Below are 22677 nucleotides of genomic sequence, written 5' to 3'. Positions count from 1 at the left end.
TGCCCGCGCGAAAGCGCCGGCGTGCCGGATGTCGGCAGCACGCCAAGCCTCAAAGCGCTCACTTTCACTCAGTGATAGCGATCCGCCCGCGACTTTTGCAGCCCACTCCGCTGCCGTCCTGTCAATCTCGTCGTTTAACTGACCCATCTTCCGAAGTTACGCGTTCTACCTGATTATTTGACGAATGGGCCCGAGACTTTCCCCCGCGACCAAACACTTTGACCAGCATGGCAACCCCACGAGCCATCTGGCTTTCGATGACTTTTTCTGTGACTCCAAGGCGTTGCGCCGTCTCCCGTTGCGACAGGCCTTCGACCCGCCGCAGGATCAAGGTTTCGCGGCAGGTCCGCGGCAACTGCGCCAGAGCACCGGCAACTTCCTGAATCTCGCCCCGAAATCCCAGACGCTCCTCGGCGCTGGTCTCGGGAAACTCAATATCAAGCTCCTCGAGATTTTCACAAGCATCGATCGACACAACGCGCGAACGCCGGAGATGATCGATGACGATGCCGCGGGCCGTTTGAATGGCATACTGGCGGGGATAACGCACACTTTCCAGCGACGGCGCCGCCAGAATGCGCGCGTACATCTCCTGAATCACGTCGTCGACATCGAGCGTTGCGACGTAGAGACGTTTCAGCCGGTCCCGAACCAGGGCTTCGTGCGGCAGAACGTTGCGCGCCAACCACTCCGTTCGTTCGTGGTTACTGAGTGACATGGTGTCAGAAAAGCACCAATCCCGCCGTTTGCAATACAAATCCGGCCGTTGGGCGAGGAATGGCCGGGCAGATATGTTTTTCGGCAACCGTGAGCGTTACCACTCAGGGAAATCCGCCCTCTCGTTCGTCTTATGTTTGAATAGGCGCATTGTGCGCCTCACCAGAAAAACGAAGGGCGGACGTCAACGGGGAATCGACGCCCGCCCGACCGCATAACGAGGGATTACCGCGACGCGGCCTTGGTCTTCCCGCCGGAACTCGCATCCCGGCGGGAACTCCAATCAGTAGTTGTAGCGCAGACCAATGTAGACCTCGCGGCCGGTCTGGTGATTGACGGACATCCGTTCGACGCTGTCGACATACTGGAACTGCGCCTGATTGGTCAGGTTGAGCCCGTCCAGCGCCAATGTCAGGTTCTCGTCGATCTTGTAGCTCGCCGACGCGTCGAGATTGAACGTCGCCCCGGTCCCTTCGATGTCGTTGTTGTTGCGACCGGGATTTCGCGTCGTGTAACGCCCTCTGTAGGCTGCCGAGACGCGGGCCTGGAACACCGTATCGTCGTAATAGAGCGTGGCGTTGTAGCTGATCTTCGACTGGTTCAGCATCGTGATGCGCCGCGCCGAGGCGTCGGTTCCGTTCAGGACCGAGGAGTCGACGTAAGTGACGTTGCCGAGGACGCCGAAATTCTCCAGCCGTCCGGGCAGAAAATCGAACGGCTGTTGCCAATTGATCTCCGCGCCCTGGACATTGCCGCCCGGTGTATTGATCGATTTGGAGACGGTCCAGCTCGACGTTGCGGAGCAGCCGGTCGCCGCACCACAGGCCGCGTTGAGAATGGCGTTATTGAGCACGAACAACTCGCCATCCGGAGCCGTATAGGAGAGGTATCCGGTCGATGCATTGCCGCTGGCCGAATTGCTGGTCAATTGCACGTAGGTTCCGATCTTCTTGTAGAAGAACGCCAGCGAGAGCATCGCGCCCTTGTGGTAGTACCACTCGTAAGCGAGATCCACGGTACTGGCGCGGAACGGCTTCAGATGCGGATTGCCGATCGTCATGGTCCGGTTGGCACCCGACACACTCACCGATGTGCCTGTGAGGTCGCCAAGATCGGGCCGCGCCATGACCTGGGCGAGATTCAAGCGGATCAAAAACGTATCGGTCGGCTCGAAGACGGCGTTAAACGACGGCAGGAAGTCGTGGTAGTTGTTGTGCACCACGACCTGCACGGAATTGCCGGCAGCGTCATAGCTGTTTCCGGTCGAGGTCTGTTCGGTCTCGACCAGCCGGCCGCCGATATCGCCACGGAACGGCATGCCGTAGAACAGCGTGTCCCAGGCCAGCTCGAACCAACCGCTGTAGTTGTTCTCGTGGGTGGTGCGGTTGTTGCCGATTGCCGGTCCGGTTCCAAGCGGCAGCGTATCGAAGCCCAGTGCCGAAAAGGCGCTGGCGGTATCGGGAACCAGCCAGCTCGTCACTAGGCCTTTCGGCAGACCCAGCCCCGCAGACGGCATGGAGACGCTCTTGACGTAACTTGAAACCGGCGTGGACAGCACGGCATCTCCCACCGTGCCGAGATAGGCCTTCTCCGATGCGCTCGCCAGGGTACCGGAGAGATTCTGCACGGTCTCGAAGGTGGACGTGCTGCCGTCGGAGAAGCGGTATTCGGTGGTACGGAAGCCGAAGTTCTTGACGTTGAATCCCGCCGTGAGCTTGAGCCAGGAGAGCGCTTGGTATGAAACGTCGCCTTGCGCATTGCGGAAGCTGTTGAAGGCCTGCTGCGGACGGCTGCGAACCTGCGACAGGAACCAAGCGTTACAACTCGACGCCGCAGCGGTGCACAGGGTCGTTCCGGTGGCGGTCACGTCGGCGTTGCCATAGCCCAGCAGCGGCGCCTTCGACGACTCCCGGAAATCGTACGAATAGCCCTGCACGTTGAGCAGATCCATCACCATCGTATTCTGCACCGGATTGCGATGATGCGACTCCGTCCACCCCAACAGCAGATTGGCCGTCAGCGCACTGGAGAAGACCTGCTTTACCTCGAGCGTCTCCTGCATGAAGCGCGTATCGAGGTGGTCGATGCGGTTCTCGACCCGGATGCCGGCGTTGTTGATCTTCAGATAGTCGAGGGTATTGGTCGTCGCGTCGAGGTGATAGTCGGTCACGGCGGCCTGACGGACGCCGATGCCCGCAGTGGTTCCCGTGGTGCTCAGCGTGGTCACTTCGAGATAGGACTCCTCGCGCGTCGAGGCGTGATCGGCATAGAGGCTGGTCAATGTCATCTCGGTGCCGTCGAGCGGCGCCCACTGCACGACGGCGGACAAGCCGTAACGCTTCATCGAGGTATGGTAGAGATCGTAGCGCGGCATGCGCGGCTTGAATCCTTCGTTGACGAAATCGTATTCGTCGCCCGTGGTCTTTCCCATGACGCTGGCAAAACGCTGATTGGTCGCGCAGCTGCTCGTCGTACCGGCAACGCAGCCGCTGAGATGAGGAGCCGTACCGTCGGCGGTTCGCTGCGTGAGGTCGTTCTGCCAGCGCACGGTACTGGCGCCGTCCTCGATCAACCGCCGCGCCGCGAAGGATGCCGAGAACAGAACCCCGAGACGGCCGCCCATCATCGTATCGGAAATCAGGACCGAAGCGCGCGGATTGAATGATCCGGCGAGCTGGTTGTAGCCGCCCGCGACGTTCGCCGAGAGCACAAACTTATTGAAATCGAACGGCCGCGCCGTGTGCATGTCGATAGTGGCACCGAGCGATCCTTCTTCGAGATGTGCGGACGCGGACTTGTAGACCGTCAGATTGGTGAACAGCTCCGAGCCGAACATATTGAAATCGAACGAACGGCCGCGATTGGTGCCCCCCGGCGTCGCGCCGCCCGAACTGTTACCGGCGCTGTCCGCTCCACCCAGGGTCGCCACCGCCTCCATGCCGTTGACGCGCACGCGGGTGAACGACGGACCCAAGCCGCGCACGGAAATCTGGCGCCCTTCGCCGCCGTCGCGCTGGATGGCAACACCCGGAATGCGCTGCAGCGCTTCCGAAACGTTCAGATCGGGGAATTTCGCGATGTCCTCGGCCATGATGCTGTCCGACGCGCTCAGCGAATTGCGCTTCATGTCGAGCGCTTTTTCGAGGCTGGCCTTGAAGCCGGTGACCGTCACGGTCTCCATCGTCTCGCCGGAACCGTCCTGCGCATAAGCCGCCCCGCTCGATCCGGCGAGCAGCACCAGCGACGACGCGCCAGCCAGCAGACAACGCCGGACTCCAGATTCGTACGACAAATTCACCTCCCATTGATTTTGTGTCGAACCCGTCCGGCAACACCGGCCGCGCCCGGCCTCCGAAATCATCGCGCCTATCAAAAGCACTTGCGGATAGCGCCGCACTCATACGCGCCCGATCTGGCGCGAAACTGACGAAGATGATGCGAACCTGACGAACCCGCGCCGTCGCATGGCGCGGGAGTCGGCAATTTGGTACGCTTGCGCGGGATTGCATGCCGGACCGCCGGTGCTGCAGCCGGGGGCGGGATATGACGCGGCTTCTGATCGTCGAAGACAACAGAGATTTGCAGTCGATGCTGCAAAACAGGCTTGCCGCTGCGGGTTTTACCGTTGACCTGGTCGGCACCATGGCGGACGCGGACGCAGTTCTCGCCCAGAACTGCTACGATATCGTCGTGCTCGATCTCGGCCTGCCGGACGGCAATGCGCTGGCGCTGTTGCGGTCTTTGCGCGCACGCAACAATCCGACGCCCGTTCTTGTGCTGACGGCGCGCGGAAGCGTCAACGACCGGGTCGAGGGCCTCACCTCAGGCGCCGATGACTATCTTGTCAAACCGTTTGCCTTCGAGGAATTGCACGCGCGGCTGCTGGCGCTGCTTCGGCGTCCAGGCACGTTCGTCGGCCGCTCCCTGAAGTTCGGCAACGTCGCGATCGACTCCGCGGTCAAACAAGTGTTCATCGACAATACGCCCCAGGTGTTGCCGGCCCGCGAAATCGCAACGCTGGAAGTCCTGATGCGCCGCTGCGGTTGCGTCGTGCCCAAGGAGGTGGTGGAAGGCCATTTGTACGGTTTGTCCGACGAAGTTCGCTCCAATGCCGTCGAAGCCAGCATCTACCGCCTGCGCAAGCTTCTCTCCGACCTCGGCGCGAGCATCAACATTCATACCATTCGCGGTGTCGGCTACATGCTGCACGAGGTGCCGCGATGAAGCGGCCGTTCAAGTCGATCGTCAGCCAGATAATGGTTCTTCTGATCGCAACGTTCTGCATTTCGGTTGCGGCCCTGATCGGCGTCGCCAACGCCTTCCTGCATTCCGAGGAATTTACCTTCGCCAATCAGTCGAACACGACCCATATCAGTCAATTGGCGGCGGCCCTCACGCAACGGCCCGACGGTTCGATCGCGCTCAACCTTCCCGACGATCTCCGCGAACTCTTCAGCCGGCACGTCGGAAGCGTGGTTTATCGAATTTCCGACGAAGCCGGGCGCACGCTGTTCTCGAGCGACGAAAGCGTCGGAGCCATCCCGCGCGAGCGTCGCAACACTTGGATCCCCTACATCTTCCGTTCGCCGATTCTGGGCTCCGCCAAGAAAACGGGCGTCATTGGCCTCAACGCGCCCGTGAAGATCGGCAGCAGCACGGTGTGGATCCAGGTGGTCAAGCCCTCCACCAACACCCATCAGTTCGCGATCAGCGTCGTCAACGCCTATCTCCTGCAACAGATGGGTTTTGCTTTGCCGATCCTGATGCTGGCCATCGCGGCCAGCTATTTCATCGTTCGCCAAGCCGTACGGCCGGTTGTGCAAGCCTCGGCGCTGGCACGTACGATCACACCGATGCGCCTGGACGTGAGGCTGCCGGCCCAGGGAATGCCGCGCGAGGTGCAGCCGCTCGTCGATGCGATCAATGTGGCGCTCGACCGGGTCGAGCAGGGTTACCGGATCCAGCGCGAATTCTCTGCCGACGCAGCCCACGAATTGCGCACGCCGCTCAGCGTGCTGCGCATGCGGTTGGACGAATTGGGCGACAATCCGACGGCGCACCAGTTGCGAGCCGACGTCGATGCCATGACCCGCATCGTCGCGCAGATGCTGGATTTCGCCGAGGTCGAGAACGGCAATTTCAGCGCACAGGAGAATATCGACCTCAATCAGCTGTGCAGCTCGGTGATCGAACGCCACGCACCGGCCGCGGTTGTGCAGGGAAAAGACATTGCGCTATCGGCGAGCGCGCTCCCCGTCCTCATCCGGGGGAAGGCCTCCATCCTCTATCACGCCGTCCGCAACGTCATCGAAAATGCGATCAAATACACGCCGCGAGGCACGACAATCGACGTCGATGTTGATCCGGAGGGTCTGGTGCGCGTTACCGATCGGGGGCCGGGGATCAGACCGGAAGAGCGCGAAATGATCTTCCGCCGGTTTTGGCGCGGCGATCGCACCACGACGCACGGCGCGGGTCTCGGGCTTGCGATCGCGGCAAAAGCGATCGAATTGCACGGGGGGACAGTCGGCGTGCAGGACAACCCCGCAGGAGGCTCGATTTTCATTTTGGATCTTCGCCGGGCCCGCATTGTCACGCCGCAAGCCTGACTGGAAGGGCCCGCGCGCGCCGGAAAAACCGCACGCATCGCGCCGCGGACTAAGGGCAGCGTGTCCTTGCGCTCCCGACGGCAGAGCACCGCAGGTTACCCCGCCACATTCTCGCTGTCGTAGGCGATCTGCTCGGCGGCGGCATAATCGGTCTTGCCGGAGCCAAGCAATGGGATTTGCGCCACCTTAATAATGTGGCGCGGGAAGGACAGTTTGGTCAGCCCCGCGGCGCGCAGCGGCGCATGCAGGTGGCTCAGTTCGAACTCGCCGGATTCGGTCAGCAGAACGATGACCTCGCCCTTGCGCGTGCGCTGGACGCTGACGACGGCATGACGCAAATCCGGCCGGAGCGAACTGACCACCGCCTCGATGGCACCCAGCGACACCATTTCGCCGCCGATCTTCGCAAAGCGTTTGGTGCGGCCGAGAATGGTGATGAATCCGGTCTCGTCGAGGCTCACCACGTCGCCGGTGTTATACCAACCATCCTTGACCGGTTGGATCACGCCGGGTTGATCGGCCTTGATATAGCCCAGCATTAAATTGGGGCCGCGCACCAAAAGCTCGCATCCATCCTTGATGCCTTCCACCGGCAGCAGCTTCACGTCGAGGCATGACACCGCGCGCCCGACCGAGCCCGGCTTGTAGTGCAACGGCGTGTTGACGCTGATGACGGGCGCGGTCTCGGTGGTGCCGTAGCCTTCGAACAGCCGGACGCCGAATTTTTCGGCCCAAAGGCGGCGCGTTTCGGGCTTGATCTTTTCCGCGCCGCCGATCGCGAAGCGCAGGAAATAGAAATCGTGCGGCGCGGCGTTGCGCGCGTAGTTGCCGAGAAAGGTATCGGTGCCGAGCAGCAGGGTTGCGCCGGTGTCGTACACCAGTTCCGGAATGTCGTGATAGCGCAGCGGCGAGGGATAGAGAAACGTTCGTGTGCCGTAAAACAGAGGGGCAAACAGGCCGAGCGTCAGGCCGAAGGAATGAAACAGCGGCAGACAGGCGAACACGCTGTCGCCGGCACCAAAACCGATGGCGATACCGAATTGGAAGGCATTGGTGATGATGTTGCGGTGGCTCAGCATCACCCCTTTCGGCGCCCCTTCGGTGCCGGAGGTGAACAGGAGTACTGCCGGACGATCCGCATCGTCGCTCAGGCCATGGGCCGCGAGTCCCACCGGCAATCGCGCGCGCAGCCAACCGGCAAGGCGGCCCCACCGGGTCACGCCGGCCAGAATGTCCTCGAGATAGAGCACGCGGATTGCGTTCTGCATCAGCGCCTCGATCACCGGTTCCAGATGTTGCGCGGCGACGAAGGCGCGCAGGGTGACGACACTGGCGATCTTCGCCACACGGCAAGTCTGCGCCACAGTGCGCGGGCCGGAGCTGAAATTGATCATGGCGCCGACACGGTCCGTTGCCTGAACGGCGAAGATCGCGGTCGCGTTCGGGATGCCGTTCGGTATCATGATGCCGACGATCTTTTCGCCGCTGCCCAGGACGCGCGCCAACGCGCCCGCCAAGGTGAAAACCTTGGCCGCGAAGACGTTGTGGCTCAACGGCTGGCGGGCGGCATCCTCGATGATCGCATTGCCGCCGCCGCGCACCGCACGGCTGGCCAGCATCTGCCGCAGCAAAGTGGAGACCGGTATACCTGCCACCAGCGCCGCTTCCATGATGTCGTGCAGGCGCGATCCGGCAAGCCGCCGCCGCTGATGGCCTTTGACCTCCGCCGGCAGGTTCAGTTTCACCGCCGGCAGAACGGTCAGGGTGATTTTCGGAAACAGCCGTTTGCGGATCCGCCCGTCGAGTTCGGAGAAATGGGAGTATTGCGGCCCGTCGATCCGGATCGGCACGATCGCGGCACCGGCCTTATCGGCAATCATGCCGGGGCCTTCGTAGATTTTCATCAGGCCGCCGGTGCGCCCAACACGGCCTTCCGGGAAAGCCATGCACGGCCGGCCGGCCTTGATTGCATCCACCATGACTTTGGCGGTGATCGGATGGCGCTGATCGAGGGTGTGGCCACTCCGCCAATAAGGCTTCAGCCAACGGCGGGTCGCGATGGTGGCAGGCATGGCGAACAGAATCTGTCCAGGCAGGAAGGCCGACAGCAGAACCGCATCCCAGACCGACACGTGGTTGGCAACGATCAGCACCCGGTTGCCGGCCGCGGCGAGGTTCTCCAGACCGCTGACCCTGACCCGGCAGAACAGCCGCAGCAGCGGCCGTACCAGGCAAAACGGATGAACCCGCCGCGACAAGGAGGAAAGCCACGCCATCACATTCTCACGTCCACGGGCGCGACCTGGCGCGCTTACCGAGTGCCGAATGCGATCAAAGCATCGCCAGATCAATACCTTGAGGTGTATCGGACCGGCCGGCGCCCCCACTCGGAGGCAAAGCAATAGAACTTATAAGGGTAACCGCCAACATAGGGCGCCCAGAAGTGTCGCGGCGCGGCGTCACGGAGCGGGCAAATTCACCGCAACGTGACTATGTCGCCTTGGCCAGCGGTCATTGCCTTCCCGACGGACTAAGCCGGCGGGGCCCGCGAGAGGCTGTGCGTTCAGGTCTGGAAACGGAAGAAATGGCGCACCGGGCAGGATTCGAACCCACGACCCCCAGATTCGTAGTCTGGTGCTCTATCCAGCTGAGCTACCGGTGCCGCGTTTAGGGCGCGCAACCTATTCATCGGCGCGGACAAACGCAAGCGATCCGGAGGGCCATGACGATTCGTCGCCACATGGCCGCCCGGTTACCAACTAAACACCCGAAATCCCCCCACAAAGCCGCAGTTTCTGCCCTTGTCCCCGCGCACGGCGCTGGATAAGACTTCCGCGGACCTCGCGCGACAATAGCGCAGGCGGGCTGGATGTCCGCAGGGCCTTCGCCCGGGCGGATTTGGAGAGCTGCAATGACAGTGAAATATGCCGGGCGGGCTGCGAATTCAGGCGTTTCGTCGCGGATTCTAGGGGCCTTCGTGCTGGTCGCAGCGTTGGGTCTTGCTGGCTGCTCCGACGTCGATTCGATGCTGTTCGGTGATTCGGGAACCGATACCGAATCGGCAGGACCGGTCGCCAGCGACGCCTCGAGCCCGGTTCCGGCACCGACTTATAGCGCTCCGGCGCCCAGCGCCCCGGCTTATAGCGCCCCCGCTGCAAGCCAAACGGGTGCTATCGGCACGGTTGCGCGGATCACACCCGTGACGATCGAGCCCGGTTCCGACACCGGCAGCGCGGTCTCCAAGACCATCGCCGGCTTGCGCTCCCAGCTTCAGGGCCTGCAAGGCTCCCTGGCTGCCAACGCGGCCAGCTACAGCGATCTGCACAGCAGCGGCGCCGGCGCGGCGACGGCTTATTATGAAGCCCGCGGCCGCATCACCGCCCGCCTCCAGGTCGGCACCACCCGCGGCAACCCGGAACTCGTCGCCGAGTGGAACCGGGCCCAGTCCGCCCTCGACCAGCTCTCGGGCAACATCAACAGGTTGAACGCCCTCGGCAGCCGCGTCGCCACCGATGCCAACGCCGCCCATGTCGCTCTCGACCAGATCGGTGCGGCCTTCAACGTCAGCGGCGCCTATGACGAGGACCATCGCCAGCTTTCGGTGCTGCAGGACGAGACCAACCAGACCATCATCCTGCAGGATCGCCTGCTCGGCGAAGTCTCGGCCGACATCCAGCGCCAGACCGCCTATGTCGCCAACGAGCGCGCCAACCTGACCACGCTCGCCAGCGCCATCAAGAACGGCGAACTCTACGGCGCCGATCTGTCGTCGCCGATGTTCTCCTCGGGCCGCGGCGGCGCCGCCCGCTCCTATGCCGGCGGTTCCGCACCGCTGGTGACCATCCGCTTCGACAAGGCGAACGTCGATTACCAGCAGATCCTGTACGCGGCGATCAATCAGGCGCTGCAGACCCGTCCGGGCGCGGCTTTCTCGATCATCGCCGTGTCGCCGACCCGTGGGACGGTGACCGCGGTGCAGCTCGCTCAGACGGCGGCCCAGCGTCATGCCCAGGAAGTCCTGCGCTCGATGACCGACATGGGCGTTCCGGCGTCCCGCCTGACGGTGCAGTCGCAGACCGATCCGGGCGTGACCTCGAACGAAGTGCGGGTGTTCGTCCGCTGAACGCAGCACTCCGAACCCATAACGACGGCGGGCAGGATCTCCTGTCCGCCGTTTTTGTTAGCGGGCAAAGATATCGCGATAGCTGCGGAACGGACCGAGGCTGTCCGCCGCGTAGACCCCGCGGGCGATAGCCCGAGCGAGCGTATCGGCGGCCAGAGATCCCAGTTCCAGCACGGCAAGCGGACGCGGCTCGTCGATGGGCCGCCGGCCGGTCGAAACGGCATAAACGAGATCGCCGTCGAACGGGGTGTGCACCGGCCGCAAGGCGCGGGCAAAGCCGTCCGCCGCCATGATCGCCAGCCGCTTCAACTCCACCCGCGTCAGATCGGCATCGGTGGCGACCACGGCGATGGTGGTGTTGGTGCCGGACTGTACCCGGCCCTTCATGTCCCTGGGCAGGCCTGCGGCCGTCACCGGTCCCATCGGCCGGCGGCCGCCGAATTCGCCGTCCAATTCGAACGGCCAGGCCCAAAATGCATCGCTGCCCGGCATCAGCGGCGAGCCGACGGCATTGACCGCCACCAGCGCCCCGACAGTGGTGCCGTCCGGGAGCACGGAGGAGGCACTGCCAAGGCCGCCTTTATAGCCGCCAGCGACCGCGCCAAGCCCGGCACCGGCGTCGCCGAGGCGGAAATGCAATCCCACCTGTTCGGCCGCCAGCTTGCCGAGCGCGCGATAGGGCGGCTCGTCGCCCCAGTCCTTGTCGCCGCCGCTATTGAGATCGAACAGGATCGCGCCCGCCACCACCGGCACCCGCGGCAGGCCGGGCGCGATCTCGTAGCCGCGGCCGATGGCCTTCAGATGCGCCTGGACCCCGCCGCCGGCATCGAGCCCGAAGGCCGAGCCGCCCGACAGGAACAGGCCGTCGATGCCGTCGACCAGCGACACCGGATCGAGCGCCGCGGTTTCGCGCGTGCCCGGCGCGCCGCCACGGATATCGGCCGCAGCGGCCATCGGCTTATCCGGCAAAACCACAGTGACGCCGGTGCGGATTTTATGGTCTTCGGCGTTGCCGACCTTCAGGCCCGGCACGTCGGTGATCAGATTGCGTTCGCCTTTGCGGATCATGGCAGGCAAGCTAGCTTCTCAGCGCTTCTCCCGAAAGAGACGGAATGAAACGGTTCGCAGCGATTGTCCTTGTCCTCCTGTTGATTCCCGCGAGCGCGGCACCGGCCCAGCGCCACATGATCGCCGCCGCCAATCCGCTTGCCGCCGAGGCGGGACTGAAGATGCTGCGCCAGGGCGGATCGGCGGTCGATGCCGCCATCGCGGCGCAAGCGGTGCTGACCCTGGTGGAACCGGAATCCTCCGGCATCGGCGGCGGCGCCTTCATGCTGCTGTTCGATCCCGCCACCAACAAAGTGACGAGCTTCGACGGCCGCGAGACCGCGCCCGCCTCGGCCAAGCCGACCATGTTCCTCGATGCCAACGGCAATCCGCGGCCCCATCGCGACGCCATTCCGGGCGGATTGTCGGTCGGTGTGCCCGGCAATCTCGCGATGCTGGAACTGGCGCACAAGAAATACGGCAAGCTGAAATGGGCGACGCTGTTCGAGCCGGCGATCAAACTCGCCGAACAGGGCTTCCCGGTGACGCAGAAACTCGCCAAGCTGCTCGCCAACAATCCCGACATTGCCGCGATGCCCGACTTGAAGCGCACTTTCGCGCGACCCGACGGCACGCCGGTGAGAGCGGGCGACATTCTGAAAAATCCGGACCTCGCCGCTACCTTCCGCAAGATCGCCAAAGGCGGGGCGCGGGCCTTCTATACCGGCGACATTGCCAAAGCGATCGTCGCCAAGGTGCAGCACGCGCCGGTCAATCCCGGCGGCATGACGTTGGCCGACCTCGCCCGCTATCGCGCGGTGGAACGGGCGCCGGTCTGCGCGACCTATCGCGTCTACAAACTCTGTTCGATGGGGCCGCCGTCGTCGGGCGGCATTGCGGTGCTGCAGATTTTGAAACTGGTCGAGCGTTTCCCCTCGTCCGCCTTGCAGCCCGATACGCTCACCGGCGTGCATCTGTTCGCCCAGGCCAGCCGCCTCGCTTTTGCCGATCGCAACCGCTACGTCGGCGATCCGGCGTTCGTGAAAGTGCCGGTCGCGGGACTGTTGAACACCGCCTATCTCAAAGACCGCTCGGCGCTGATCGGGACGGATCGCGACATGGGCGAGGCGCTGCCGGGAACGCCGCCGATGATGAAAGCCGAATTCGGCCGCGGCGACACCGAAGAGCAGCAAGGCACCAGCCATCTGTCGGTGGTCGACGATGCCGGACGCGCGGTGTCGATGACGACCACGGTGGAATTCCTGCTCGGCTCGGAAATGATGGCCGGCGGCTTCGTGCTCAACAACCAGCTCACCGATTTCTCGTTCGTGCCGGTGCAAGACGGCAAGCCGGTCGCCAATGCGCCGGCGCCGGGCAAACGGCCCTTGAGCGCCATGGCGCCGACGCTGGTGTTCGACAAAAGCGGAAAATTCCTGATCGCCGCCGGTTCGCCGGGAGGACCGGCGATCATCGATTACGTCGCGCAGAGCCTGATCGCGATGCTCGACAGCGGCTTCGATCCCAAGAAAGCGGTGGCGCTCGGCCATGTCATCGAACCCAACGGGCCGCTGCTGCTGGAAAAGAGTCCGGTCCTCACCGGCCTGGCGCCGCGGCTCGCCGCGATGGGCTACGAGGTGCGCACCTTGGCCAGCGAATCCAGCGGCTTGCATGTCATCCAGCGCGTGCCCGGCGGCTATATCGGCGCCGCCGATCCAAGGCGCGAAGGCGTGGCGGTGGGGGATTGAGGGCCATTTTTCTGCCCCCACGGTCTGCGTGCCGGCGGAAAAATCCTCTCGCCCGCGGGGGCAGATTTTCGTCACCGACCAGACGCGGCGGACGGCGCCGTCGACCTCGAGGACGAACAGATTGGTGCGGCGCGGCGGGTGCGCGGCGATCACCTGCTCGGCCGCAGCGATGGCGGCTTTCACGCGCGCGATCAGCGCCTTAACGCGCGCATGATGGGCACGCCACTCGGCCAGACCGGGCTTGACCGCGTTGCGATTGCCCGGCTTCGCTCCCGCCTTCGCTGCGCTTCCGCCTTCGCCAAGGCTTCGGCGGATAAGACACCCCGGCAGACCCGCTTCGGCAACATAATTGTTTTTGCGATTTTGGTGCTGGGGCCCCCTCCCCCTTCTTTTGCGCGCGCGCCGCCGCATCGCTTCGATCAGAAGCGACGGGGTGTGAGCGAGGGTCAGCGCGTTTTCCATGCACCATCAGCGGTCAGTCTTCTCTCAAGAGGTGGGAAGCGGACACGCCGACATCAAGCGCAATCTGAGACAGGAATCGGCAACAATTATCACGATTTTCAAATCATGAGACGCGGTTGCAGGAAGGGGTGAAAGTCAGATTTCGGGTGAGAGTCTGTTTGCGCCAGAACTTGCCCTTTAGAAGCCGCTACTCAAGGCTCTCGCTTCGGCCGACGTCTTCTTGCTTAGGAGTAGGGAGGAAGAAAGTCGTAGTTCCTTTGGCGCCAAGCTAGATCAGTTCCGGCGCAGGGCGGTAAGTAAATTTCTGACAACTCCCATGTGGGTACTTCCGAAAAATGAAAGAAGGACTCAAATTCCGGCCTCCTTTCCAGTTCTAACTGGATGGCGAACTGCGCCGCCATCATGGTCGCGCAGCCGCTTATGGCTTCGAATACGTGACGCAACGTACCTCGCTCGAACTCAGTCTCCCGCGCGTGCTTTACTGCGTTGTAAGCGTCGTACCATTTCAAATCTTGGGTTGGGCAGCTAGAATTGCCCCAACCGGAAAACGGTCGCATGGCTTCGATCCAAGGATACTTGGGAAACGAAACCGCGTATTCGTCCAGCCTCATCGCTCTGCGAAGGCGAACATAATCTTGTGTATTGTATCTATCTTTTCGGATGTTGTTTGCTATCAGTACCGCGCGCCAATGGCTCTCAACTTCCGTACACGCGAGAATCAAAAGATTGCGGATATCGTGACCGAAGGTATCGAACGTCTTGTTGCTCGGATGGATCGTCTGACAAATCCGATCCAATTGTCGGGTAAGTGCCGCTAGCTGGCCTCGTGCAAGAGCAATTGAGTTCGTGTGATGTTCCGCGTCGGGGCACCAACTCGTCCAGAGACCAATTCCGTGCCCGTGTGGGCGTGCCATGCGCGGATAGTATTCTCCGGGTTCAAGGTGAGTTGGGATAAATGGATTTTCTCCCGCCGGCTCAAACCAAGGCGTGCCACGCTTGATGGCGTCCCATATTGTCTCCCCTGGCTGCGCCTTGAAATACCCACCGGGGCAACATTCTGGATTAGCGACACCCAATAGAGCGGCTGTGTCGCTCTCAATCTTCCACACCTGGGGCGGTGTTATGTTGGTCCGAATAAAGTAACTCAATGTTCTACCCGCCTATCAGCAGACGCCCAGCCAAGTGCGGTGGCGGATGCTTTTCTTGCAGAGTTTGGGGTCAGAGTAAAAGCTCGTGGCCCTGTCGCACGTATGGGCAATTCCGCCAGCGAATTTTTACTCTGATCCCAAACCCACGCAAAGCCCATTAGGGCGAGAGGCCGTCGCATGCCTAACGTGCCGGCACAGCCACAATATCGGGCCCGTTCTCCTCATACACACTGGCCGCCTTCAAATTGTTGCCATCAAAGACGAGTTCGACGGATAGCATTTCCGGCTTCAATCGAGGGACAAAGAAGCTGCAACGAACCCGATCCTTTGGCGATCTACCGATGTCCCAAACGTTAGCCATACTCGCTTGTGCGGCAGCGATGCGAATAGCTTCCGACTCGAAATGCACAATCCCGTTTGTTCCGGCGCCATGAGCGACTCCCACAGCCAACTCGATCATGCGCGGAATCTCGTCAACGGTGAGGCCTTGTGCGCTGTGAAAGAACTTCACAGACTTGCAGCTTCCATTGAACCATTGCGATGTAATTTGCACCCATTCCGGGGCTGCTCTTTCGGGTGCGCCCGCCTTAATTGCGATACGAATTTCCCGCGTGGTGCAGATCTCTCGGGTCGTTTGACGCGGTTGTTCTGATGCCGCGTACACCATGTTCCCTGGACTGTAGTAATCAGATTGGAGAGCTATTTGCCGAAGATCGCGCGCACCAACGCTTTCGAACACTTGCCGTAACTGCCGTTGACTAAGCGCGCTTTCGCCAGCCGCATTTGCATCGAGCGAAATCGCGGCCACGACGCTTGTGACGAACACTCCCAGCACGAACCGCAAGTCGCCCCCCATTCATTAACTCTGCGCCTCCTGCACTTTAGCATAGAGTTTGGGGGCAGCGTAAAAGCTCGCTGCCCTGTCGCGCGGCATAGGCAAATCCGCCAACGAATTTTTGCTCTGATCCCAAGACCACGGGGTGAGGAGCAATGTCCGTCAGCGCAGCGTCTCCGCGAGCATCCAGCACATCACGAGCGGACCAGTGATGAGGACTGCCCCCAACAAGCATCCCATCCAAAACCAGTACGCAAACCGTTGAGTCTGACGCGAATAGTACTTGTCACCACCACGCCAGCGAACACGCAGTGTCCCAGTTCGAAGACCTTTGACGGCGTCGCGTCCGAGAAGAAACTCGATCAAAAAGAACAAGGCGACGAGGAAGAATGTTTGCATTCGGAAAAAAACTCGTCAGTATGCCGGGCTACCAAAATTGCCTGGGGCAATCCGAATAGCAAGTTTTGGCGCATCTCGGACGACGCCCCACCCGAAATGCTACGCATTTCGACCTCTCCGCACAGGTCGCGTTCAGACAAGTAGCATTGCCGGTCCAAAAACGAACGTGATCCACGTTACGACGGACCAAAATGCGAAGTGCGAAGCAAGCTTCGGCAAGCCTCTGAGAAGAACAAACGGCGCGGCGAGAGAAACGATAAGCATGGGGATGGGAATAACGCTCAGCAAAGTTGCGGTTGGCGTTACCTCCTGAAATGGTCCGGCGGGGCTAAGGCCGAGCCAACCGGGGGAGGACGCCAACAATCTCAGCATCGAGCCCCAAAGAATGACCCCCAAACAAGCGAGGCCATAGACGAGCCATTCCGTCTCCGGGCGTTTTTGCTTCATGGGCGTTTGACCTTCATCACTAAAACAGCCAATCCACCAGCCGTCCCAGCCAGGTGCGGTGGCGGATGCGCTTCTTCGGCGGCGCTACGGGTTCGGCCGGAACGGCGCGCGGGGTCCACGGGCAGATAACGGAGCCGGTGTCGACGGTATAGGGCGCCTCGGCGAGGATTTGATCGAGGCTCGAGAGTGTGGCGGCGGTGCGGAAATCGGCGCGCATGCGGGCGCAGAAGGCGCGGTCGGTGCTGAAGCGCAGCGACGAAGCGTTGGCAAGCTCGGTCTTGTAGAGATTGTAGGCGTCGAACGGAGCGGACGCCGTGCGCTCGAAATACGCCATCAGGGCGCGGTCGGCCTGTTGCAGCGCGGGGCGATGGGCGAGGACGAAATCGTTGTAGGCGGCAATGTCGGCGCACTGGAACGCCGCCACCATCATTTCCTGCTGCAAGGCGGCGGCATGCAGCGCGAGGGCATCGTCCGGCGTTTCGCAGCGCTGTGCCGCCACGGCCGGAATCGTTAGCAAGGCCAGAACAATCGCCCGCATAGCCCCCTCCGCCGAAAAACTTAGCGGGCCCGCACGCCGGCCGCAATCGGCGGGGACGCGCCGGCGTCAGAGACGGCGTGGGCCTAACGCCCGGCCAGCAACGGTGCCGCCAGCAGCACGGCGATGAGGAGCGCAAGTCCGGCGAACAGCAAGGCATCGCGCAACCAGATGCGGCGCCGCGACGGTTCGCGCCGGGCAAAGAAGACGGCGCGCAGGGAGAAGAACAAGAGAACGCAAAAACCGAACAGTCCACCAGCCATCGTCGTCTCCTATGCCGGCAGGGTGATGCGGAACACCGTGCCTTGCGGGCCGGTGGAGACCAGCGTGAGGTCGCCGCCGTGGCCGCGGGCGAGATCGCGGGCGATGGCAAGGCCGAGGCCGGTGCCGCCGGGACGTCCGGCCGAAACGAACGGCTGGAACAGCTTGACGCCGATGATCGGCGGGATGCCGCAACCCGAGTCGGCGATGTCGATGGCCAGCGCGCCGTCCGCACAGGCGGCTTGCACCCGCACCGCGCCCTTGCCGCCGCACGCCTCGCAGGCATTGCGGAGCAAGTTGAGCACGATGCGGAAAAGCTGGTCGCGATCGGCATGCACCATCGCGCTTTCGTCGATGGCGTTTTCGAAACGGCAATCGCCGGCATGGCCTTCCATCGCGGCGGCGGCGGCTTCCTCGATCAAGGCGCGCAGCGGAAAATCGGCCGGCGCCGGCGGCAGGTCATGGGTGCGGCCGTATTTCAGCGTCGTGGTGGCAAGGCCGATGGCGCGGTCGATCGCCGTCATCAGGCGCGGCGTCAGACGCTGCACTTCGGGATCGCCCGACGCCGCCACCCGGTCGCAAGCGAGCTGGGCGTTGGCGAGGATGTTGCGCAGATCGTGCTGGATGCGCGACACCGCCGCGCCCACCGCCGCCAGCTTCTCCTTCTGGCGCAGGAAACTGTAGAGATCGGCTTGCATCGCGGCGAGTTCGCGTTCGGCGATGCCGATCTCGTCGGGGCGCGGGCTGGGCACGATGATGCGGCTGGCGTCTTCCGGATTCTCGTGGAAATCGCTCATCGCGCGGGTGATCCGCCGCATCGGCCGCACCGCGAAGTAATAAAGGCTGAGAAACACCAGCGCGCCGGTCAGTCCGGAAATGAAGGCGGCGGCGGCCATCACCTGGCGGGCATAGCGCATCAGCCCGGCGCGGATCGGCGCTTCCGACAGGATGATCGAAATCGTGCTGGCGTCCTTGATCCGCGACGGCGCGATCACGTGCAGCGTGCGATGGCCGCCGTTGATCAGGCAGTCGAGCGCATTGACGATATCGCGCCACAGCCGCTCGCGCCGCAAGTCGATGGTGCGGTCGATCCAGGAATGCGGCGCGCCGATCTGAAAGTAATCGCGCTGGTACTGGCGGCGCAGCAGCACTTCGTCGGCGTCGGCGTGCTTGAGAAGATTCTGCCTGAGATCGTCGGGCCAGTCCTGGTTCGGGGTGGTGAACGGCAGGATCGACATCTCCGCCGACAGGATATGGTCGCCGAGAATGTCGCGCTCCTCGATCCCCATCGCCGGCAGGAAGATCAGCGCCATCGACGCCAGGACGTAGAGCATGGTCAAAAGCAGCAGCCGCCCCGACAGGCTGTGCGCCACGAGGCTCCATACCCCCTGGAGCTGCCCCGTCCTGAATATCATGCCGTCGTCATAACGCCCCAACCCCGCGGCAAAAAAAAGACAACGCCATCGCGAAACCGCATTTTCGCCGGGATATGAACCGGCCGCATGGCTTCAAAACTAGTGCGTCATGTTGGTTTGCAAACAAAGTGCAGGAGAGTCGGGGGAGGGTCTTTCCTCCCCCGCGGTGTCTCAGTCTCCAAGCCGCACAATGCATGAAGAGCGGGGAAGGTGGCGCCGAAGGCGACGGAAGGGGGGGGGTGATCGGCATTGGAGATGTCCCCCTCCGTCTCGCCGCGAACGCGTCGCTCCCCCGCTATCCGCAGGAGAGTGCGGCGTGGAGGGCGGAGATCCGCGGGGGAGGAAAGAGGAGTGTGCAACCTACCGTTGCGTTGCCTTTCTCCAGGAGTCCTCCAAGCTGTCGCGGAAGGGCCTCGCGTCATTGACAGGCGCGGAGCCAGTGCTTAGAACCCCCGCCTCTTTTCGCCGACCGGAGATTTACGCCCATGAAGCGCACTTATCAGCCCAGCAAGCTCGTGCGCAAACGCCGCCACGGCTTCCGCGCCCGCATGGCCACCAAGAGTGGTCGTCAGGTGCTGTCCCGCCGCCGTGCCCACGGCCGCCAGAAGCTGTCCGCCTAGCAGCCTTTTCAGGCCTAGCCCGAGGCTGGCCATGGGGAAACTGCTGGCCGACCGCCTCAAAAAACGAGCCGATTTCCTGCGGGCCCAGAAGGGTATCCGCCGGAGTGCTGCTGGATTAACCCTCGAAATCTGCCCCACCCCGGAGCCGTCAGGCCGGGATGGGCGCTTTCGCCTGGGCTTCACCGCCTCGCGCAAGGTCGGCGGCGCCGTCGAGCGCAACCGGGCCAAGCGGCGCCTCAGGGCCGTCGCCGCCGCGATCCTGCCGGCCGAAGCCCGCGAACGTACCGATTATGTTCTCATCGCCCGGCCGGCCACGCTGACGCGCCCCTTCCCGGAGCTGATGAAAGACCTTGCCCAAACCCTTGCCGCAGCCCATTTGAGACTCGCCCCACCTGACCGGGGGCCGGAGAACCGTGATGGGGTTGGTTGAGAGGCTGCGGCAGATTGCCGGGGCGGTCCTGATCGCACCGATCCGCTTCTACCGCTATTGGATTTCTCCACTGTTGCCGCCGTCCTGCCGTTTCACCCCGACGTGCTCGCAATACGCCATCGAGGCCATCCAGGTGCATGGGCCGCTGAAAGGCTCCTACCTGATGGTCCGCCGGCTGTTGCGCTGTCACCCGATCCGATGGCTGGGCGGCAGCCAGGGTTACGACCCCGTCCCGCCACGCTAGAGCGAAGGCGCTCCAGCGGTTTTGATTTTTCGTGCGATTTGTCGGAAAACCGCGCCGCACTTTTCCGATCGCGCTTTTAGGACTTCCATGGACCAGAACCGCAATTTGTTCGTCGCCGTCGCCGTCTCGGCCCTGTTCATGCTGGGATGGTGGAAGTTCTTCGCCGAGCCGCAGCAGATCAAGGCCGAGCAGATGCACAAGGCCCAGGTCGCGGCCCAGCAGAAGCAGACGCCGAAACCGGCCGAAGCCCCGACCACCGTCGCGCCGCCGCCGGGCATCACCCAGCCGCAGTCCGTCGCGCTATCGCGCACCGCAGCACTGAAGCAGGGCGGCGCCCGCATCGCCATCGACACGCCGACGCTGAAGGGCTCGCTGCTCCTCAAAGGCGCGCGCTTCGACGATCTGAAGCTCAAGAATTATCACACCACCGTCGACCCCAAGAGCCCCAACATCGATCTCTTGGCGCCGTCGGGGTCCGAGAATCCGTATTTCGCCCAGTTCGGCTGGAGCCCGGCCGAGCGCACCGTCATCGTCCCCGACGACAAGACCCAGTGGACGCAGACTGCCGGCACCACGCTGACGCCCGGCCATCCGGTGACGCTGACCTGGGATAACGGCCACGGCCTGATCTTTACCCGCACCATCGCGGTCGACGACCAGTACATGTTCACGGTCAACGACAGCGTCAAACAGACCGCGGGCGGCAAGATCACGCTTTATCCGCACGCCCTCGTGGTGCGCGACGGCGTGCCGAAGACCGACAAGAATTTCGTCACCTATCTTCTGCACGAAGGCTTCGTCGGCGTCGGCCAAGGCCGCCTCAAGGACAAGACCTACAAGGACTACGACAAGGAAGACGCCCAGCCGCTCACATTCGACTCCACCGGCGGCTGGCTCGGCATCACCGACAAGTACTGGATGGCCGCCGTCGTGCCGCCGCAGAACGAGCAGTTCAACGGCGCCTTCCGCGCCACCCCCTGGGGTGCGGCCAAGTCCTATCAGGCCAATTACATTCTCGGCGCCCGCAATCTTCAGCCCGGCGGCACCGTCGCGGTGACCCACAAGCTGTTCGCCGGCGCCAAGGTTGTCGCCACCCTGCGTCACTACGAAAAGACGCAATCGATCGAGATGTTCGACTACGCCACCGACTGGGGCTGGTTCTGGATGTTCACCCGGCCGCTGTTCTGGGTGCTCGACCAGATCTTCAAGCTGGTCGGCAATTTCGGCATAGCGATCATCGTCGCCACCATCTTCCTGCGCCTTCTGCTCTATCCGATGGCGAACCATCAGTTCAAATCGATGGGCAAGATGAAGAAGCTGCAGCCGCAGATGGAGCTGATCAAAAAGAAGTACGCCGACGATCAGCAGAAGCAGCAGCAGGAAATGATGGAGCTGTTCAAGCGCGAGAAGGCCAATCCGGTCGCCGGATGCCTGCCGATGCTGATCCAGTTCCCGATCCTGTTCGCCTTCTACAAGGTGCAGGTCGTCACCATCGAAATGTTCCACGCCCCGTTCTGGGGCTGGATCAAGGACCTGTCGGCGCCCGATCCCACCACCTACGCCAACCTGTTCGGCCTGCTCCCCTATTCCGTGCCGACCGACATTCCCTATGTCGGCTTCCTTCTGCATGTCGGCCTGTGGCCGATCCTGATGGGCATCACCCAGTGGGTGCAGATGAAGATGAACCCGTCGGCGACCGATCCGGTGCAGCAGAAGATGTTCGCGCTGATGCCGCTGATCTTCACCTTCATGTTCGCCGCGTTCCCGGCCGGCCTCGTCATCTACTACACCTGGAACAACCTGCTCTCGATGGCGCAGCAGGGGTACATGATGAAGAAGGAAGGGGTTGAGATTCACCTCTTCAACAACCTGCCGTGGCTGAAGAAGCTGTTCGGCCGCAAGGAACCCGCGTGAAAGCTCGGGAAGGAGAACTGATCGCCGATCCCGTCAGCGCCAAAAAGCTGTTCGCGGGCGAGGCCAAGTTCGTCTGGGGCGCGCAATCCGTCGACGGATTGCCGCCGCAGAAACTGCCCGAGATCGCCTTCGCCGGGCGCTCCAACGTCGGCAAATCGAGCCTCATCAACGCGCTTACCGGCCGCAAGGCTCTGGCGCGGGTGTCGCAGACGCCGGGACGCACCCGCGAGATCAACTTCTTCGATCTCGGCTCCCGTCTGATGCTGGTCGATCTGCCCGGCTACGGCTACGCCAAAGCGTCCAAGGAACTGGCGGCCGAGTGGCAGACCATGATCTTCGCCTATCTGCGCGGCCGGGCGAGTTTGAAGCGCGTGGTGCTGTTGATCGACGCCCGCCGCGGCGTGATGGCGGTCGACGAGGCGGTGATGGAACTCCTCGACAAGTCGGCGGTGTCCTACGCCATCGCCCTGACCAAGAGCGACAGCCTGAAGCCGGCCGAACTGGCCGAAGTGCACGACGCGGTCGAGGCCAAGGCAAAAACGCACACCGCCGCCTATCCGGCGCTGTTCGCCACCTCCGCCTACAGAGGCGCCGGCCTGGAACACCTCCAATGCCATCTCGCGGCGTTGGCGCTGCCGTAAAACGGGTCTGACTGCCCGCGGCAGCCCCCATTTTTGAGCCGTACCAATCTCGCGAAGAGCGAGAAGAGGAACGCCGCACTGCGAC

Annotated in this window: 19 protein-coding genes, 1 tRNA gene and 1 pseudogene; 9 read left to right on the top strand and 12 right to left on the bottom strand. The window is 62.8% G+C overall.

Annotated features, from left to right (window positions below; translation table 11 throughout):
- Positions 1–6 precede the first annotated feature (6 nt).
- The 3 genes and pseudogenes from FHS84_RS23095 to FHS84_RS14190 form a co-directional block, all read right to left on the bottom strand.
- A pseudogene (locus FHS84_RS23095) lies at positions 7–147 on the bottom strand (FecR/PupR family sigma factor regulator); the annotation flags it as partial.
- Positions 122–685, bottom strand: a complete 564-nt coding sequence (locus FHS84_RS14195; protein WP_166935391.1) for an RNA polymerase sigma factor — start codon at positions 683–685, stop codon at positions 122–124. The gene FHS84_RS14195 and the pseudogene FHS84_RS23095, both read right to left, overlap by 26 nt.
- Positions 686–1000: 315 nt before the next feature.
- The gene (locus tag FHS84_RS14190; protein ID WP_166935389.1) at positions 1001–4009 is read right to left on the bottom strand and encodes a TonB-dependent receptor; all 3009 of its coding nucleotides are present in this window, start codon (positions 4007–4009) and stop codon (positions 1001–1003) included.
- A gap of 251 nt (positions 4010–4260) precedes the next feature.
- Here FHS84_RS14190 and FHS84_RS14185 point away from each other — a divergent pair, with 251 nt between their 5' ends.
- Positions 4261–4941: a response regulator gene (locus FHS84_RS14185; RefSeq protein WP_166935387.1), complete on the top strand. Its 681-nt coding sequence runs from the start codon at positions 4261–4263 to the stop codon at positions 4939–4941.
- 155 nt (positions 4942–5096) lie between these two features.
- Positions 5097–6326 carry a sensor histidine kinase gene (locus tag FHS84_RS14180; protein ID WP_166935385.1) on the top strand — a complete coding sequence of 410 codons (1230 nt, stop codon included), beginning with the start codon at positions 5097–5099 and terminating at the stop codon, positions 6324–6326.
- Positions 6327–6421: 95 nt separating this feature from the next.
- On the opposite strand, the gene FHS84_RS14175 is transcribed toward FHS84_RS14180, so the two are convergent.
- Complete coding sequence (locus tag FHS84_RS14175; RefSeq protein WP_166935383.1) at positions 6422–8602, bottom strand: AMP-binding protein; 2181 nt, start codon at positions 8600–8602, stop codon at positions 6422–6424.
- Positions 8603–8911: 309 nt separating this feature from the next.
- Positions 8912–8988, bottom strand: a tRNA-Arg gene (locus FHS84_RS14170).
- A 249-nt stretch (positions 8989–9237) separates the two neighbouring features.
- Here FHS84_RS14170 and FHS84_RS14165 point away from each other — a divergent pair.
- Positions 9238–10449: a hypothetical protein gene (locus tag FHS84_RS14165; protein ID WP_166935381.1), complete on the top strand. Its 1212-nt coding sequence runs from the start codon at positions 9238–9240 to the stop codon at positions 10447–10449.
- Positions 10450–10506: 57 nt separating this feature from the next.
- Here FHS84_RS14165 and FHS84_RS14160 read toward each other — a convergent pair whose 3' ends face one another.
- Positions 10507–11517 (bottom strand): P1 family peptidase, encoded by a 1011-nt coding sequence (locus FHS84_RS14160; protein ID WP_166935449.1) that lies wholly within the window; start codon positions 11515–11517, stop codon positions 10507–10509.
- Between the two features lie 44 nt (positions 11518–11561).
- Between FHS84_RS14160 and ggt the strand changes: the two genes are divergently transcribed.
- Positions 11562–13241 carry a gamma-glutamyltransferase gene (gene ggt, locus FHS84_RS14155; protein ID WP_166935379.1) on the top strand — a complete coding sequence of 560 codons (1680 nt, stop codon included), beginning with the start codon at positions 11562–11564 and terminating at the stop codon, positions 13239–13241.
- A 686-nt stretch (positions 13242–13927) separates the two neighbouring features.
- On the opposite strand, the gene FHS84_RS14150 is transcribed toward ggt, so the two are convergent.
- From FHS84_RS14150 to FHS84_RS14125, 6 genes are all read right to left on the bottom strand, one after another.
- Positions 13928–14851: a hypothetical protein gene (locus tag FHS84_RS14150; protein ID WP_166935377.1), complete on the bottom strand. Its 924-nt coding sequence runs from the start codon at positions 14849–14851 to the stop codon at positions 13928–13930.
- 181 nt (positions 14852–15032) lie between these two features.
- On the bottom strand, positions 15033–15695 hold the full coding sequence (locus tag FHS84_RS14145; RefSeq protein WP_166935375.1) for a hypothetical protein: 663 nt from the start codon (positions 15693–15695) through the stop codon (positions 15033–15035).
- A 153-nt stretch (positions 15696–15848) separates the two neighbouring features.
- Complete coding sequence (locus FHS84_RS23090) at positions 15849–16085, bottom strand: DUF2542 family protein (protein ID WP_166935373.1); 237 nt, start codon at positions 16083–16085, stop codon at positions 15849–15851.
- Positions 16086–16551: 466 nt separating this feature from the next.
- Positions 16552–17070: a hypothetical protein gene (locus FHS84_RS14135; RefSeq protein WP_166935371.1), complete on the bottom strand. Its 519-nt coding sequence runs from the start codon at positions 17068–17070 to the stop codon at positions 16552–16554.
- A gap of 83 nt (positions 17071–17153) precedes the next feature.
- A complete protein-coding gene (locus FHS84_RS14130) occupies positions 17154–17330 on the bottom strand; it encodes a hypothetical protein (protein WP_166935369.1) in 177 nt (58 codons plus the stop codon).
- 9 nt (positions 17331–17339) lie between these two features.
- A complete protein-coding gene (locus FHS84_RS14125) occupies positions 17340–18743 on the bottom strand; it encodes an ATP-binding protein (protein ID WP_166935367.1) in 1404 nt (467 codons plus the stop codon).
- 485 nt (positions 18744–19228) lie between these two features.
- Between FHS84_RS14125 and rpmH the strand changes: the two genes are divergently transcribed.
- From rpmH to yihA, 5 genes are all read left to right on the top strand, one after another.
- Entirely contained in the window at positions 19229–19363 is a 135-nt protein-coding gene (gene rpmH, locus FHS84_RS14120; protein WP_166935365.1) for a 50S ribosomal protein L34, read from the top strand.
- A 31-nt stretch (positions 19364–19394) separates the two neighbouring features.
- Entirely contained in the window at positions 19395–19793 is a 399-nt protein-coding gene (gene rnpA / locus FHS84_RS14115; RefSeq protein WP_166935363.1) for a ribonuclease P protein component, read from the top strand.
- Positions 19780–20037, top strand: coding sequence for a membrane protein insertion efficiency factor YidD (gene yidD / locus FHS84_RS14110; RefSeq protein WP_208393876.1), 258 nt, complete (start codon positions 19780–19782; stop codon positions 20035–20037). The genes rnpA and yidD overlap by 14 nt, the downstream gene beginning before the upstream one ends.
- A gap of 87 nt (positions 20038–20124) precedes the next feature.
- On the top strand, positions 20125–21951 hold the full coding sequence (gene yidC / locus FHS84_RS14105) for a membrane protein insertase YidC (RefSeq protein WP_166935361.1): 1827 nt from the start codon (positions 20125–20127) through the stop codon (positions 21949–21951).
- Positions 21948–22592: a ribosome biogenesis GTP-binding protein YihA/YsxC gene (yihA, locus tag FHS84_RS14100; RefSeq protein ID WP_166935359.1), complete on the top strand. Its 645-nt coding sequence runs from the start codon at positions 21948–21950 to the stop codon at positions 22590–22592. Before yidC ends, yihA begins: the two co-directional genes overlap by 4 nt.
- The last annotated feature ends 85 nt before the right edge of the window (positions 22593–22677 follow it).

Source organism: Rhizomicrobium electricum, from assembly GCF_011762045.1.
Classification (GTDB): domain Bacteria; phylum Pseudomonadota; class Alphaproteobacteria; order Micropepsales; family Micropepsaceae; genus Rhizomicrobium; species Rhizomicrobium electricum.
The sequence above is the reverse complement of the archived record's forward strand: the minus strand, read 5'-3'. Positions and strand labels throughout refer to the sequence as shown.